This window comes from Candidatus Harpocratesius sp. (assembly GCF_054039255.1).
Map to the genome: position 1 here is coordinate 63,270 of NZ_JBPLBG010000065.1, position 16,819 is coordinate 80,088.

Annotated in this window: 16 protein-coding genes; 8 read left to right on the top strand and 8 right to left on the bottom strand. The window is 30.5% G+C overall.

Annotation, left to right across the window (positions count from 1 at the left end; all coding sequences use genetic code 11):
* The first annotated feature begins 37 nt into the window (after window positions 1–37).
* Window positions 38–1,396, top strand: coding sequence for a radical SAM protein (locus ACXLDF_RS14450; RefSeq protein WP_457559251.1), 1,359 nt, complete (start codon window positions 38–40; stop codon window positions 1,394–1,396).
* Between the two features lie 81 nt (window positions 1,397–1,477).
* Here the strand turns inward: ACXLDF_RS14450 and ACXLDF_RS14455 are convergent, their stop codons facing one another.
* The 6 genes from ACXLDF_RS14455 to ACXLDF_RS14480 all read right to left on the bottom strand — a co-directional run bounded on the left by ACXLDF_RS14455 (window position 1,478) and on the right by ACXLDF_RS14480 (window position 8,556).
* Entirely contained in the window at window positions 1,478–1,612 is a 135-nt protein-coding gene (locus ACXLDF_RS14455; protein ID WP_457559252.1) for a hypothetical protein, read from the bottom strand.
* A 239-nt stretch (window positions 1,613–1,851) separates the two neighbouring features.
* Window positions 1,852–3,927 (bottom strand): threonine--tRNA ligase, encoded by a 2,076-nt coding sequence (locus tag ACXLDF_RS14460; protein ID WP_457559253.1) that lies wholly within the window; start codon window positions 3,925–3,927, stop codon window positions 1,852–1,854.
* A gap of 84 nt (window positions 3,928–4,011) precedes the next feature.
* Window positions 4,012–4,731: an HAD family hydrolase gene (locus ACXLDF_RS14465; RefSeq protein WP_457559254.1), complete on the bottom strand. Its 720-nt coding sequence runs from the start codon at window positions 4,729–4,731 to the stop codon at window positions 4,012–4,014.
* Window positions 4,732–5,247: 516 nt separating this feature from the next.
* A complete protein-coding gene (locus ACXLDF_RS14470; RefSeq protein ID WP_457559255.1) occupies window positions 5,248–6,528 on the bottom strand; it encodes a Glu/Leu/Phe/Val family dehydrogenase in 1,281 nt (426 codons plus the stop codon).
* A 14-nt stretch (window positions 6,529–6,542) separates the two neighbouring features.
* Window positions 6,543–7,337 carry a hypothetical protein gene (locus ACXLDF_RS14475; RefSeq protein ID WP_457559256.1) on the bottom strand — a complete coding sequence of 265 codons (795 nt, stop codon included), beginning with the start codon at window positions 7,335–7,337 and terminating at the stop codon, window positions 6,543–6,545.
* 25 nt (window positions 7,338–7,362) lie between these two features.
* The gene (locus tag ACXLDF_RS14480) at window positions 7,363–8,556 is read right to left on the bottom strand and encodes a Glu/Leu/Phe/Val family dehydrogenase (protein WP_457559257.1); all 1,194 of its coding nucleotides are present in this window, start codon (window positions 8,554–8,556) and stop codon (window positions 7,363–7,365) included.
* Window positions 8,557–8,839: 283 nt separating this feature from the next.
* Here ACXLDF_RS14480 and ACXLDF_RS14485 point away from each other — a divergent pair, with 283 nt between their 5' ends.
* The 5 genes from ACXLDF_RS14485 (at window position 8,840) to ACXLDF_RS14505 (ending at window position 13,575) form a co-directional block, all read left to right on the top strand.
* The gene (locus tag ACXLDF_RS14485; protein WP_457559258.1) at window positions 8,840–9,916 is read left to right on the top strand and encodes a helix-turn-helix domain-containing protein; all 1,077 of its coding nucleotides are present in this window, start codon (window positions 8,840–8,842) and stop codon (window positions 9,914–9,916) included.
* Between the two features lie 330 nt (window positions 9,917–10,246).
* A complete protein-coding gene (locus ACXLDF_RS14490) occupies window positions 10,247–11,044 on the top strand; it encodes a hypothetical protein (protein WP_457559259.1) in 798 nt (265 codons plus the stop codon).
* 32 nt (window positions 11,045–11,076) lie between these two features.
* Window positions 11,077–11,805: a GTPase gene (locus ACXLDF_RS14495; protein WP_457559260.1), complete on the top strand. Its 729-nt coding sequence runs from the start codon at window positions 11,077–11,079 to the stop codon at window positions 11,803–11,805.
* 348 nt (window positions 11,806–12,153) lie between these two features.
* A complete protein-coding gene (locus ACXLDF_RS14500; RefSeq protein WP_457559261.1) occupies window positions 12,154–12,591 on the top strand; it encodes an H/ACA ribonucleoprotein complex subunit GAR1 in 438 nt (145 codons plus the stop codon).
* Window positions 12,592–12,621: 30 nt separating this feature from the next.
* Window positions 12,622–13,575: a transcription initiation factor IIB gene (locus tag ACXLDF_RS14505; protein WP_457559262.1), complete on the top strand. Its 954-nt coding sequence runs from the start codon at window positions 12,622–12,624 to the stop codon at window positions 13,573–13,575.
* 94 nt (window positions 13,576–13,669) lie between these two features.
* Here ACXLDF_RS14505 and ACXLDF_RS14510 read toward each other — a convergent pair whose 3' ends face one another.
* Entirely contained in the window at window positions 13,670–14,074 is a 405-nt protein-coding gene (locus ACXLDF_RS14510; protein WP_457559263.1) for a hypothetical protein, read from the bottom strand.
* 609 nt (window positions 14,075–14,683) lie between these two features.
* Here ACXLDF_RS14510 and ACXLDF_RS14515 point away from each other — a divergent pair.
* Both ACXLDF_RS14515 and ACXLDF_RS14520 read left to right on the top strand, forming a co-directional pair.
* Window positions 14,684–15,376 (top strand): CDP-alcohol phosphatidyltransferase family protein, encoded by a 693-nt coding sequence (locus tag ACXLDF_RS14515; protein ID WP_457559264.1) that lies wholly within the window; start codon window positions 14,684–14,686, stop codon window positions 15,374–15,376.
* A gap of 186 nt (window positions 15,377–15,562) precedes the next feature.
* Entirely contained in the window at window positions 15,563–15,850 is a 288-nt protein-coding gene (locus tag ACXLDF_RS14520; RefSeq protein WP_457559265.1) for a 30S ribosomal protein S26e, read from the top strand.
* 92 nt (window positions 15,851–15,942) lie between these two features.
* On the opposite strand, the gene ACXLDF_RS14525 is transcribed toward ACXLDF_RS14520, so the two are convergent.
* Window positions 15,943–16,347, bottom strand: coding sequence for a hypothetical protein (locus ACXLDF_RS14525; RefSeq protein WP_457559266.1), 405 nt, complete (start codon window positions 16,345–16,347; stop codon window positions 15,943–15,945).
* Window positions 16,348–16,819: the final 472 nt, after the last annotated feature.

Here is a 16,819-nt window from a genome sequence, read left to right on the forward strand (position 1 = left end):
ATATTCTATCCTTTTTTTTTATACTTAGTGAATTCCCGTGGATAACAAATCTAAATCTACAAATTCTTCTTCTAACAACGAATTTTCCCACCGAAGTAAATTAATCCAATCATATATGAAAAGTAATTATCGTATTATCGGTCCATCTAAGCATTCTGCAATTAAACCATGTCATTGGTTAACTGAGAAATTACTTACTGGTAGGGATAATCGAAATTGTTATAAAGGTTATTTTGGAATTGAATCAGAAACATGCATACAAAATACACCTGCACTTCCCTTTTGTAACCACCAGTGCGTTTTTTGTTGGCGCGATATTGAAAATGCATCTTTTGGAGCATCTTGGACAGGTCCTGTTGATTCCCCCAAAAGATTAGTCGATGAAATGATTCGACATTCAATAAATCTGGTTGTTGAACATATTACTCTCAAGCGTTCGTTAGATAATCTTGAAATCATGCATCAAGTTTTGGAAAAATATTTAGAGAAGTTTCAACAACAAGAAACTTCGAGAGAAAAAGTTGGATTTACGATATCAGAAATTGCAAAACTAATAAATCAAACGAAAACTAAAACCCATCGCGCTGTTCTTTTATTAAAAAATTGTAAAGTTCTTCAAAACATTGATTCAGATGATATTTATTCGATAAGACAGAAATTTCTTCAAGTTATTAATACAAATAAAGATATTTCCCGTATTATCGAAGAAAATGTTACCACTAAAGAAGAAATAATTGAGGCATTTAAACGTGCAAAACACCCAAAACATGCAGCAATTTCTTTGGCTGGGGAACCTACTTTATATCCAAAAATTGGTGAACTCGTTTCTGAATTCAGAAATCGAAAAATGTGCACGTTTATTGTTACAAATGGTTCTAATACTGATGTTATAAGGAAAATGTGGAAAGAAAATTCGCTTCCGACACAACTTTATGTAACTCTTCCCGCGCCTACAAGATCTGATTTTTCAAAGATTTGTCGACCATTAACAAAAAATTCTTGGGAAAATCTAAATGCAACTCTAGCTCTTTTACCAAAATTACCATGCCGTACGGTTGTAAGAATAACATCTGTTAAATTTTTAAACATCGATCTAAATATGGTTGAAGATTATGCAAAAATTTTAAAGAAAAACCCTCCAAATTTTATAGACATAAAAGGATTTACTGTGGAAGCGAATGCTTTAGAATTGACAAATCGTCTTGGCCAATTTGCAAAGGGGCATGAATTACGCGAATTCGCCCCAAATTTCCAAGATTTATTAATTTTTGCGAAAAAACTTTCAGAATTTACAGGATTTCCAATTATCAGAATGCATGAAGCTTCTCGGGATATATTACTTAGAGCTAATTGGCCTAAAAATAAGTCAATAGAAATTGATTTTGAACATGTTTAACTTTAAGGATTTATCTAAAATGATATAAAAAATAAAAAATACGACTTTTTTTGAATTACTATAAGATAATTACTAATATAATTAGAAGAATTTTCTTTTTTCAGGGTTGATACCAATTTCTGGTGATACTTTACGTGTTTTTAATATTTCAATATAGCTATTGAATACATGTTCTGAAGGGAAAAAAATATTAAAATCAATTTCAATTTCTGGCATTAGGACATCACGAAATAATATAATAAATTCTATTTTTATTAAGCACAGAATGCTTTTTTATTTTTTTGATAATGCCCTATAAGAATCGATTATTATTTTCGAATAGAACTGAAGTAAAAATAAAAAAATTCATAATATTTCAAAATGGGAAAAATTTCCCTTAATATTTAGAATTTTGATTCTTGATTCTTGGAAAAATAAAAAAGAGAAATACTTGTGATTTTTTTTCTCGCTTTGTTTTATTGTCTGAAAAATATCCGAGAGCTGAAACGACGGAATGGTTTTGGTAGTGTTTTTCTTGGAAATCCAGATAATTCTTGTTCTAATTCCGAAATTAATGAATCAAGTGAAATATCATTAATTTGCTCACTTGAATTTCCATTAACATAAGGTTTTCTTGTTAATCTTTTTCGAATGGATATTGTGTTATTCTCCATTTCTTTCGCTCCTACAATTATAGTATATGGAATCCATTCAATTTCAGCACTTCTAATCTTTTTGCCTATTTTTTCGTCTCGATCATCAAAATCGCAGCGAATATTGATTTGATTCAGTTTTTCGACAATTTTTTCAGCATACTCTTTTTCTTTTTCACTTACAGATACAACACGACATTGAACAGGTGAAAGCCATAAAGGAAATCCAGGAACTTTAGTATCCTTATATCTTTCACTAGACTCCAACAAAGCCCAAATTACTCTTTCAATTGCTCCTGATGGAGAATTATGTAAAATTATAGGATGTCCTTCATTACCAGCTTTATCATGCCATTTAATATTATATTTTTGTCTTTTTTCTCCATATTGTTCTACAAATTCTTGAGCAGATTCAACATCAATTTGATTTGTACAAAGACAAGCAGTATGTCCTTGAGTAGAAAGAACTGGGCGCTCATATTTTAAAATAAAATAGTAATACCGTTCTGGCCAAAGTTCTATTAATGCAGGTTCTCCTTCAGATGAAATAATTTCTAAAATCCAATCTTTATTTTCTTCCCAAAAATCTTCAGTTGTTCTAATAATCATATATGATTTTAAACCAAGATCTCGCAGAATTTTATTAGATAAGATAAATTGATCTTTAAATTCTTTTACAGCCTGTGGAAGATCTTTACATAAAGTATGCATGTCAGGCATTGTAAAAGCACGAAGACGACGTAACCCAGCCAATTCTCCTGCTTGTTCTCTTCGAAATGCATACTGTTCATATTCATAAGCACGAATAGGCAATTGCTCCGCTTTTATATTCATTTGAGAAAACATATTAAATAATAGAAAATCAGAAGCAAATCGGAGTAAAAATCGATTATTTCCGCTGTGAACCCAATAAGTACGGGCAGGGAATCGAGCAGTTTGTGCTGTCAACTTCTTATTTTTAACAGTATACATGACAGGTGTATCAACATAAATAGCACCATGTTCTACAACTTGATTCTCTACATATTCACGAAGTAAATTTTTCATCAGTAAACCTTTTGTATACCATCTTAAATTTCCAGCATCTGTTGCATCATCAAAATCGGCAAGTTCAAACCTTTTCATTAGTTTAATATGCGCCGGTTCTTCGCGTCCAGCTTCACGTGAACTGAGAACTTCTGCTTTAATAAAATCTCTAAAGTCTTTAGGATATTTTTTAGGAATTTTTGCCTTTTTTTTACCCTCTTCAGAACTATCACAGAAAAATTCAATTGATTTGTCAGGATTTACAATTTTAAAAACAGATTTTGCCCTTACATCTGTAGACAACAGTGCCAAAGGTACGTCTCGATACATTTCTGCAACTTCATGTCCAAGACAATCTAAAGTAAATGCTTTATACCATCCAAAAGGTGAGAAATAAGCATCAAAACCTTTTTCTTTTAAGATTTTAGCAATCGTTGGACATACTTCCATGGCAGTAGATTCTTGACTAAGAAAATTGCTGAGATGAGCCCATGGATAAACCAAAATCTTATCTATTTTATACATAGAAGGGTCTAGTATTAACGATTTTTTCTGTTTGGGATTTTCATTTTTCCTAAATCCTTTTTCTTGCGCTTTTTTCAAACCATTGTTAAATTTCTCTACTTCTGCATTTTTTTCTTTAATTTTCTCAGGAAATGTCTCAATTAAGTCAACAGCATTAAGTATTTCACTAACTGCTTGATTTGAAATAATGTTTATATCAAATGTATCTTGATCTTCAACTGAGATAAAACAAACAAGCACTTTTCCTTCTAATTGAAGTTCTTTCTCAGAATAGTCTTGGGGTTTGGATGTGGCGGGAGCATACTTTTTCATTGTAGCTCCATTACTATGTATCATCAATATTTTCATTTCTATCACTTACCATGATTTATTATAGTTGCATTAACGAGAGGTAATTTTTGACTTTTTTGCTTTTTTTCTTTTCTTATGAAGTTATTTTAACCCAAAAAGATCAATTAATTCCCTAATATTTGATACTAGGGCATAGGGTTGTGCAGCTTCCAATTTTTCTCGCGCTAAAATTCCACTGGCTACAGCAATGGTGCGAATTTGAGCATTTTTTCCCGCATCAATATCTGAAACCATATCACCTATAAAAAGAGTATTTTTAGGCTTCACCCCTTCAATTTTCATTATTTTTAATAATCCCTCTGGATCTGGTTTAACTTTCTTTACTTCTGCTGCACCTAAAATTGTATTAAAATAGGAGAGTAATCCATAAGCTTCTAAAGTGCTATCAATATACTTTTTAGCACTATTTGATAAAATAGCCAATTTTATGCTTTTAGCATGCAATTTCTTTATCAAATCAATGACTCCATCAAAAAGTTTAGGTTCTTGAGTTTTAGCGCGAAAATCACCATAAAAGAATGTAGCTATGCGTAATCGCTTCAATAAAGGAAATCCATCAAGTAATTTTATATCAAGCATTTCTTTAGAATCTAAAATTTGATCGGCAACTGATCTCGTTAAAGCGAATTCAAGTACACGAAATACTTCCCGCATGTCTTCATTAAGCCCATTTGATTGAAGATTGAATTTTTTAACACCCTCAATGACAGTCTCACGTAAGGGATCAATCATGTTGTAAAGAACTCCATCGTAATCGAATATAATCAACTCAATTCCGTTAAGAAATTCTTTCGATTTCATGGTTTTTTAAAATACACGATTTCACATAAAGTATACGGCTTTGTGAAATTTATTCTCATACTTATTTTTTTTTTGATCAAATATGATTCATATTTTGTAGTCATAATAAATAAACAAATTTACACTGATTTTTACATTAATATTTTTTAACTCATATATTCTTTCATGTGTATATCCAATGATTTTAAATATAAAGAGAATAACATACAAGAAAACAAATTTTTATATCTCTAAGTGACAATTTTTTCATCAATTTGGGTTCGTAATTTAAAATCTCGAAAGATCTTGCTTTGGATCTTTTTTGAGCAACCTGACATATATAATGAAATATTAACTGTGATAAATACTTTATAGAAACTGACTAAATTTGTGATCTTTCATGTAGTTCGAATGCAACCACCGAAATTATTAAATATAAATACCAACAATCTTGTAAAATATCAAAAAGTAAAGTTTGAATAAAAAAAACAAAATTTGAATTAATCTTTGTATAGTAAACATCATTAAAAATTGAAATTAAGGAAAAATTCCCCTTAATTTTGTAGCATGAACAACTCTTTCTATTGCTAGAATATAAGCGGCCATTCTCATGTCATATTTTTGATCTAATTCAATATATTTATCTAATACTTCCTTAAATGCTTGTTTCATTACTTTTTTTAATTTTTTGTTGACTTCCTCTTCATCCCAGAAGAATCGTTCTAAACCTTGAACCCATTCTAAATAACTTACAGTGACCCCGCCTGCATTACATAAAATATCAGGAATTAGAAACACACCTTTATCAAACAGAATTTTATCTCCCTCTGGGGTAGTTGGACCATTGGCACCTTCAGCAATAATTTTAGCATTAATCTTTTTTGCATTATCTTTACGAATTTGGTTTTCAATTGCACATGGGGCAAGAATATCAACATCTAATTCTAAAATTTCTTCATTTGAAATTTGAGTACAACCAGGAAAATCATTCACTTTACCATGTTTTTTTACATGTTTGAGGAGTTTATGAATATCTATTCCTTCATTTGAATTACAAACTAAACCTCCAAATACATCAGACACACCCATGATTTTTGCACCATTTTCATAGGCAATTCTGGCAAAGTGAGAACCAACATTTCCAAATCCTTGTATAGCAATAGTACAGTTATTTAGTTCCATATTTTTGTATTTGAGAGCTTCTAATACAGTGTAGTAAACACCTCGACCAGTTGCTTCTAATCTTCCCAAAGATCCTCCAATTTCGACAGGTTTGCCAGTAACTACTTCAGGAATCGAGTAACCTTTGAGCATACTATATGTATCCATAATCTTCGCCATAGTAATTGGATTTGTGTTCACATCTGGAGCAGGAATATCCTTTTCAGGCCCAATCATATTCAATATTGAATATGTAAATCTCCGAGTTAATCGACAAAGTTCTGTTTCAGACATTTTTGAAGGATCACAACATACTCCCCCTTTAGCCCCTCCATATGGTAAACCTACTGTAGCACATTTCCATGTCATCCACATGGATAAAGCCATTACTTCTTCTAAGTTGACATATGGGGAATATCGTATTCCTCCTTTAGTCGGTCCTCTCGCATCGTTATGATGCACACGGAATCCTCGAAAAACTTTGATAGAACCATCATCCATATTAACGGGGAAATTAACAGTCAATACTCTTGCAGGATTTTTTAAAATATCTAAATAATCCTTTTTGAGATTCATTATTTCAGCAGCTTTTTCGAGCTGGGTGACAGCTACTTTATATGGGGAGATTTTATGTTTTTTTCTATGGTCGTCAGACATAATTTTCATCCATTTCAATTTTTAAAAAAAAAATTAACCTTATTTAATATTATATTAATATCTTTCTGAAGATCATCTTGTGTTCGATATACATATCCCCGTTTCCACCCATAAATATCGATTTCTTCATGAGTTCCATATTTTAGATAATCTCCTAAAAACGAGGGAATAATAAACAAAGAAAATCTTTGATTGTTCCAATTTGGTAAATATCGGGACAAATTTTTAAATTTCAATCCTAAATTAGAATAATTTCCTAACTCTGATACTTTTACATACCATTCAGGTGAAATACAATCTTCTAGTGGACCTTCATAATACTCTAAATCGACAAAACGAGCAGTTCCATTTTCCCAAATCAGCAAAATTCTAATAAATTGAGCTTCTCGTTCATCACAATAATCTCCTGATACTTTCAAAGCCAATGCAATACAGGGAATTTCTTTTGGAATGTGTGAATCGTTCCATCCATTAATAAGCTGTTTAAAACTTGCAATTAAGACATCTGATTCAATATTTTCAATATAATAGACTGGTAGTTGAAATATTCGCAGAGAATTCCATAAATTATTCTGGTTTTTTCTCGAGAAATTATTTCTTCGACCAGAAAGATCCATTTTCATCTGGTTACGTGGGATTTCTAAATAGATATCATTATATGCATCAACAGGAAATCTACCATTGATTGAGTCGACTATCATAATATCAAAGGATTTGTCTATTAATCTAAAATCGATATTATTCCTTAATGTTCCCCAAATTAAAGCAATATCTTGGAATGAAAGACGTTCTATTATTTGTTCAACCATATTTATTTACTCCATTTTGCGATTTTTAATCGATTGAATTCAAAATACGTTCCTCTGCAATATCTCGAGCAATATCTCTTGGCAATAAATCTAATTCAGATGCTTGTTTCAGTATACAAACCGTATTTTTACGTATTTTAGATTCTATCATCGTAAAGGCATCATAAGAATCCATTTTTTTATATTCAGCATAGGAACTAATGACACCTCCTGCATTTACTAAAATATCCGGTAATACAATCTTATCGTTAGTAGATAACCATTTTTCTGCTTTTGGCGTAATAGCGTTATTTGCACCCTCCAAAATACATTTACAATCTATTTGAAACCAATTGTTTTCATTAATAACGTATGCGCCTGCACAAGGGACAAAAATATCGCATTTTATCTTATAAATATCATCTCGTCTCAAATGTGTTGCATCTTTAAAATGCTTTAAAGAAAGATGTTCATTATGAGCATTTGCATATTTCAAAGCCTTTTTGATATTAATTCCATTTGGATTATATATGGTTCCCCAAAAATCATTAATTGCAACTATCTTTGCATGTTTCTTATAGAGAAATTTACTAAAACTTGAACCTACAGAACCAAAACCTTGTATTACTATAGATGCTTCCGAAAGATCATCTGGTAGATTAAATTGCTTATTTAGAAAATTCAGAGCACTTTCTAAAGCTACACCCATTCCAAATCCAATGCATCCAATTTTATTAGAAATACCTCCTAATTCTTTTGGTTTACCTGTTGCACCTTGTAAATCACCAATACACTTAACAAAAGTTTTCATCTCTTGTTCTCCAACATTTAGATCTGGACCAGCAATATATTGGTTGGGAACAAAAGGTGCTATTTTTTTAGCAAAGGCTTGAATATGTTTTGAGATATCAATTCGATAAGGATCAGCACGGATCCCTGCTGTTGCACCTCCAAATGGGATTTCTACCAAGGCACTTTTCCAAGTCATTACACGAGCGAGTTTAAACACTTCATAAGGTGTCAAATTAGGTTCAATACGTATTCCTCCTTTTCCTGGACCTAATACAGTATTGTCAATAACTAAAACACCATGCATCTGTAATTCAGGGTCATATACATGCAAAACCTTTTCTGGACCCCATTTGTCAGCAAAAGATGTAATATTAACTTCTTCTAATATTTCTAAAAGGGTTTTTGAATTGATTGAAAGACTATCATAGGTGTTTTTATTTAGTGCCATCTATGTATAATTAAAGTTGCTAAAAATATAAATAAACTGTATAATCCTATTAAAAAAATATCGAATATGCCTTATTTGTCGAGTAATTTTATTTTATGCAATGCTAAAATTGTCAAAAATATATATAAATAGATCTCAAAAGTGAGATTAGTGTTTTTTATTTCTGGAATACATATAAATGTTTGAAAAAAATGATAAAAAATTTATATTTTTAGCATTTATCTATATAAAATACGATGAAAAATGACATTTTTATTAAATGATATTTTACTCATAATTGAATATGACTAATTACCTTGAAAGTGAATTAGATGTTAAATTGTTAAAAAATATGTGCTCTGGTTCAGGGGTTGAGATTAATATAAGTTTTTTTGCAGAAAAGTTTGGAAAGCATAGAAATACAATTAAATCTAAAATTGATAATCTTTTGACAAATAACATCATTAAAAAGCCTCTCTATCCTTTTAATGCTCTTTTAAATCAACTTTCTTTATTAGTCATTGAAAAAGTAGATCTTCCACGAGATCCAAAAACAAACAAATGGATCGAGGAAGATCCATATATTTGGGCAGCATATTTTGTAAAAGAAGAAGAATACAATACTTTATTAATTGAATTGCATAGAGATTTTTATTCATATCAATTATGGAAAGAAAAAATATTTCTTGATGAATTAATAATGGTTGGAGAAGGACAAATCCACTATTCAGAACCAATTTTTTCAAGTACTAAGAGTATATTAAAAAATAAGCCTGAAGATTCTATACGGATAATAAAACGAAATTTTAAAAATAAAGCAAATCCTTTTTTAGGAGATTTGAAATTTGATGAATTAAGTATAGAAATATTAAAAATGCTCTTAAATGGGAAAGGGATCAGAACGAATGAAAATCACCTTTCAAAAATTTTGGGAATACATAGAAAGACTATTCAAAGAAGAATCAGCAAATATTTACAAGAAAATATTGTCGGTACGCCAAGATGTGTATTTCCTCGTATATGGTCTCCTCCAAGCTATTTTACTGTTCTGTCGTTACTTCAAGTAAAACACTGCAATCAGCGAAATCGAGTATTACAAAGCTTAATTAGAGATCCCCATATTGCTTTTATTACAAAAATTAACACACGAAATTATGATTATGCAATGTTAAGTAATTTCTATAAGATTGCTGATCACTTAGAGTGGTTTGAAGTGTATAATACAAGATTTCAAAATTGTATTGGAGCAATTAAAAATACGTATTTATCCCCATCCATGGCATTTTCGATCGATTATAATTATGTTACTGATGTATTTCTTGAAGCACAGTTAAAAAGATTACGAGGTAAGGAATTTATGGAATCTATGAATCTGTTCTGATTTTTAATTATAAGTGTATAAAATATTTTCTATAAAAAATCGTTCTTTTTTTGTTCTTTTTCTTGAGAATTAACCTAATTAGGCAATAATGGAAAAAAATCAAATAGGTAACTTTTGCAAAACAATCAAAGAATGCAAAAAAATACATTGTATTTTTACGAAAATTAGATTTCTGACTGATTTTTATTTAGATATATCATCCATAATCCTTTAAAAAAAAATACACAAATTAAATTATATCATAATCGCAAAATTTATTCACAAAAATAATATTACTTCGTCATATACCAAACTCTAAATTCATGATTGTTTTGATATTAACTGAGAGATATGGAAGATCCTTCTATTCCCCATCAGAATAATAAAGAAATTGAAGATGAAAAGAAAGAAAACGAAAGTATTTTTGTTGAAAATAGCGAAATTGATGAAGAAGATTCACCAAATCAAGAAAATAATATGATAAACAATCTTACCAATAAAAATCTTAAAGAAGAGTTATTAGAGTTCTCTGAATTAGATCAAGATGAATTCACCGAACAAGATTTAAAAGACATGGAATCTGCAATTGCTGAAAATCTAATGAATGCAGATGAAATGAAAGGTGAATTTGAAGAAGCAATAAAACTATCTGAAAATAAGCAAATAGAATTTCAACCTGAAATTGACGCGGACCTAGAAGCTCGTATGGAACAGGAAATTCAGAAGAAAAAAAAAGAAATGGGAATAAAAACCGTTTCAAAAGAACAATTCATCAAAAACTTAAGTAATCGGCGTAATAAGATAATCTATCATGCTTTATGGCACTTAGTTTTCAACATTGAAGATCACCAAGCATCTAAGCAGACTTTATATGAAGCATTAAAAGAAGTTACCAGTAAAAATCCTGTAGAGCCAATTGAAGAGCATAAATTTTATTTTGGTCTGGGTTTCATTCTTCGTTTACAGCTTTATGATGAGAAAGTTGTTCAATTTAAAAATGGAAAATTAGTTTTAACAATAAATCCAGATCATATGAAGGAGATCCTAAATATAGTTGGAGATCCTATTTCAGAGCGCCCCATATTAACAAAATCTGAAAAAACAAAAATGTTTCAAGATTTCTTAAAAGATGATTTTCTAGATATATAAGATTCTATAATTATCAAAGAAAGTGACAATAGATGGTAAAAAAGTCATCCAAAAATAGAATTAAATTTTCTTATCCACGTGGAAATTTCCCCAGACTTTGCTTAATTGGAAATTCTAATGTTGGTAAAAGCAGTCTTACGCGCCTCTTATTAAGCCATCCAAAATGGTATAAGAGTAAAGTAGGTAAAACTGCAGGTTCTACCATAAGATTAACCATAATTAACGATCCTGCTTTAAACTATCACGTAATTGATTTACCTGGCTTTGGTAGGATGGTAAGATTAGATCGAAGTTCAGAAGGACGGGTTCAAGATCAAATTCTGCGTTATATCCAATTAGATCAGAAGAATATCTTCCTAATGTTGATTGTAATAAGTTTAGATCGTTTAGAATCAGAACTAGAAAAATGGTTTTTTCAAAATCAAGAAACAATTCCATTATCTATTGAACTTGTTAAGTTTATGTTAAATCTTAATATCCCATGTTTACTTGTTCTTAACAAAGTTGACAAATTGAACTCATACAAACTTGCCATTGTGAAAGAAAAATTAAACACTGTATTAAATGAATTTAGTATAAAAGTAAATAATGATATTTCATCATCTCAAGGTTTGATAGGGATAATTGAAACTTCTACAAAAAATAAAACAGGTATTAAAGCTTTAAAACAAATTATTAATTCACTTGCATCTAAAATTGATCTCAGTAGATTTGATTCCCGTAATAAATTAATGGATCTCCCTCCCATTAACCAAAAATAAAAAATTGGGAAAAAATAATGCTAAAATTTTTAAGTTGTTATTTTTTTATTGGATTACACTTTGGGTAAAATTATTTTCCTTAATTTCTTTCAAAATTAAATTCATAATAAATACGCTAAAGTGAATAAAATCCTATAAATATGAACAGTGGAGATATTATTTCTTCTATTTTTTCGTTCTGGCAAATTTGGATTTACTTCAAGATTTTTTTAACTAAATGGGGTCTTATACGAAGATTTAAATGGTAATTCCCTTTTTTATTATAATATATTTGAACCATTATCAACTATTGGGATTTTTTTATATTTCCTAATTTATTTGTAATCGTACCTTGGGAGCTCTTGAACTGTGAACATTGGGAAAATCATCGGTATTGCGCATTCAAATCATATCATTCTACGAAGTATAGAGGGTGCTTTTGAGAAAAAGCTACCTGACATTGGAGAAAAAGTATATACTTCAGAAAAGCAAAGAATTGGTTTTATAACAGATATTTTTGGTCCTGTGAACAAACCATTTGTTTCAGTCAAACCATTTCATTCAGATACAGGAATTTTTAAAAAATATAATATTCAAAAAGGTTCGGCTTTATTCACACTCTCTTCTGCTCAAAAGTCAAAGAGAACTACAACTAAAAAAGCAAAGTTTCACTCTAAATCAAAACCAAAATTTAGATTAAATGTAAATCCAAAAGGAAATCCTAAAGTAATCAAAAATAAAAATCCCAAACCTAAAAGTTTTAATTCAAAATCTTACAAATCAGATTTCCAAAAATCTAAAACTTAACATAATCTTTAAATAAGAGGTATTTAATTGATGGAAAAAAGCACAGAATTTGATGATATGGATACAAACGATTATTGTCCAATATGCCATAGTTATGATACAATTATGGATACTCAACGAGGAGAAGTAATCTGTCCTCATTGTGGTTTAGTTTTAAGTACTAAATTAATCGATCCAGGCGCAGAATGGCGTGCTTTCGATTCAGATCAAAGAGAAAAGCGTACCAGAGTAGGAGCACCAATGACTTTAACCATTCATGATCAAGGTTTAAGCACCATCATTGATTGGAAAAATCGTGATTACGCTGGTCGTGAAATTCCTTCTCGATTACGAAGTCAAATTTATCGTTTACGACGCTGGCAGTCACGTATTCGAGTTTCTGATGCTACCGAAAGAAATCTTACATTTGCACTTTCTGAATTGGATCGTATGAGCTCAGTTTTAGGATTACCAAAAAATCTACGTGAATCAGCAGCTAAGATATATCGGTCTGCAGTTAGTAACCATTTAATAAGAGGAAGATCAATAGAGGGAGTTGCAGCAGCATCTCTTTATGCAGCATGCCGAATGTGCAAAATTCCCAGAACTTTACAAGAGATCTCAGAAAATGCAAGAGTAGATAAAAAGGAAATTGGGAGAAGTTATCGATTTGTTGCTTCAAAACTTAACCTATCTTCTAATCCGACTAAAGCTACTGATTATGTTAATCGCTTTGTTTCCGAATTGAAATTAAGTGCTAGAGTCGCGAAAAAAGCCAACCAAATAATTGCACTTGCTGAGAAAAGAGGATTAACATCAGGAAGGGGTCCTACTGGTGTGGCAGCAGCAGCCATATATGTAGCGTCAATATATTATCGAGAACGTCGAACCCAAAGAGATATTGCGCGTATTTCACAAGTAACCGAAGTAACTGTTAGAAATCGCTTTAAAGAATTGGTTACCAAACTAAATATTGTACTTCCAACTAAACGATGTAATAAATAATTAAATTAATCTACAACAATAGTATCAATCTATTGAATTTACAAAATAATCAAAATTTTTTTAAGTATTAATAAAATCTCTTTTTTTAATGCGGCTAACCCATCTGTTTAGCATGATATTTGAAAGTTCGCTCAAAATTGCCGTAATGCACGTAGTTTTGTCTTGCTTTTTTGAGAAGAATTATCATCCGGATTTCTTTTCCTACTGGTTTAATAATCTTGTGATACTCATGCAAATCAAGAAATTTGCGCCGTTCTTCAATGGCACTAAGTGCTAGTAAATTTTCATCCAAATCGGCTTCAATTTCGGAATAAACAGGAAATCCATGAGGATCGGTCAAAACAGTCGCCACACATGTAGGAAAACACTTCTTAATGGAATGAGTAAATTTTTGAAGCATTTGACGTGTTAAAAGACCCTGATTAGCATTTTCTAATTCATTTATCTTTACATCAGAATTTGTATTAAAATTTTCAGCTGCACTTTCAGGGAATGCCATACAAAACTAAAAATTATTGTTCGATATAGATTCGGTTAATATTTAGGCAATATCCAGATATTATCATGATATCACTTACTTCAACATATTAACTATGATGAAATAAGAAGGAATATATAATTTTATTCTTTTAATAAGGTTAGGGAACAATGACGGGTCGTTTTTTGTCATGTGATACCGAGGACGAGATTGACGGTTAATTGACTGTTTCAGGCATCCGAATGAAATTTTCGAGCATACGCATCCTGACAACAACCTTGAGTTAATATTTCTTTAAGTCGGAAATTAGGCTCATCTCTGAGACAGCCGTGAGCTTGCTATGATGAGATCGTCAGCAACCCTACTCCGCAACAAGATATATTGGCCCTCATGAATCATATTTTCCGTTTTTAGAGAAGAGGTTGCGAGAGAATTAGGTTTTTCCTAACAATGATCGCAAAAGTTATAAAACGGATACAGATCATGCCTTAATACTCTTTTTATTATATATCTATTTGATTCCCTCTATTAGTAATACTTATTTTTCTGGCATTAATTCTGTAATTACTTTAAGATCCCTTATTAATTTTGTATCCTTAATAAGATTGTAAACAAAAACGGGTCGAAATTATGGTTTTAAATAATTATCGGTATCTACTCCCAAAATTTGTTGATGGACCCAGTCGATGGTGTATTAAGCATCACATTACCCCAAACCAGCTGAGTTTATTCGGATTTGCACTTTCAGTTCTGGCGGGTGTGGCATTTGCTTTTCCTTCTATATTTTTATATAATTATTCTTATATCACTAATAATATTTGGTGGTGGTGGGCGTGTGTTCCCCCTTGGTTATTCTTTTTTTCAGGATATATTGACGTATTGGATGGTTCTGTAGCACGAAAATCTGGAAAAGTTTCAAAATATGGCGCGTTTTTGGACAGTACACTAGATAGGATTGCAGATGCAGTTTCAATGATGGGTTTAATGTTTGGAGGTATAATCTGGCCTTGGAATTCGACAATTAACTATTTAATTGGCATTTTTACTTTAACAGTAATGCTAATGATTTCGTATACCCGTTCGAGAGCTGAAATTGAAGGTATTTCCATGAAAGGAATAGGTTTTATGGAACGAGCTGAAAGATTTTTCATTTTAATATTTATTTATATTATCGAATGGGCAGTGTTTGCGTTAGAAGAAAAAATTTTGGGTGAACACAAGATACGTTGGGTGTTTCCATCACTATTTTTAATCTTTAGCGCACTATGCACATGGACATTAATTCAACGGATTATCTATTCGTATAAAACACTCAATAAGTGATTTACTTATCTAAATCAAGATTTTTTTAATTTCATTTTAATTATGATTAATGAATTTTAGTGCTAATTTTGGAATATTATTTGATTTAATTGATAAATTTATCCAAAATTTTTTTTTTAATGCTAAATTTTCTTTCATAAGCGTTTTTATTAATTGAAATAAACTGATTATCATGGTGAGTTATTAATGACTAAAAAACGACGATCGGGCGGTAGAACAGGTTCACAATCCGGTCGTGATCAACCCGTTCAATGTGCTAAATGTGGTCGATTCGTACCTCGTGGTAAAGCTAAACGGGTTACAAAATATGTATCTTTAGTGGATGCAACAATTGGAAAAGAATTACGAGATGCTGGTGCCATCGTCCCAAGACGTCAAGTCACAAACTGGTATTGTGTTTCATGTGCAATTCATACACACAAGGTCCATATTCGTGCAGGGAATGATAGAAGAAAGCATGAAAAAATCAGATAACAAGATATAAAGATATTTCTGCTGGAAAATACTATCAATACATTTTTTTTGTTTCATTTTAAAATGAGATGAAACTTATTCTTTAGTATTCTTTAAAATAGCAAATACCCTTCAACTTGCTGGCGGATGAGATCATCCTCAGCAAGAAAACCTGCCAAATCCAACAGATTTGGAATACACTGCATGCGATATCGATTTAAAAGATGAGCACACTGATTTGATGCACCGCACCAAGAACCATGTTCTGTTCCAAGTTTTTTTACTTTTTTAATAAATTTTGTAGTTTGTTTTTTTAAAGATTTTAATGGTTTTTCAAGTTCAGATCCTTTCCATCTCTTAATCCGAGTTTCAATTAGTACTTCAATTGCTTCAATAGAATCATATAAGCTTTTCCAGAAAAGGACTTCATGTTCTAAGGAAAAAACATCTCCTTGAAGTACAAGGCAATTTAAAATATATTTCAAATCTTCTGTATGTACGAATCGTGTTTTTCCCATTAAAATCAACTCTATTTATCCCTAAATAATAATAACTGAAATCATCTATAAAAAAGCACTGAAAAAAATAAAAAATGTTAGTTTAAGATATAAAAATTCGAAAATTATTTGATTTCATTTATTTTTTATTTATAAATGGTACTAGCTGCTTCGTATATTTCATACAAAATCCAATATTTGCAATCATTTTCAGTCAAAATTATATTTTGTAATCTCAAATACTTGAGGTGTTTTCAATACTTGAAATTTACAAATAATATTACTTTTCAGTAATTTCTTTAAAATTGAAAGTTGACAAAATTAAAATTAAGTTGAATTAAAAAATTTAAGAAATTTATGCAAAATATTGAGTGTATTTTAAGATTAATCTAATTTAAGTTTTTTGCCTTTACTCCATTATTTGACTCCCTTTTGCTCCCAATATCCCAATTTTGACCGCATCGATTTTCCCTAATGGTGATTTGAACTTTTA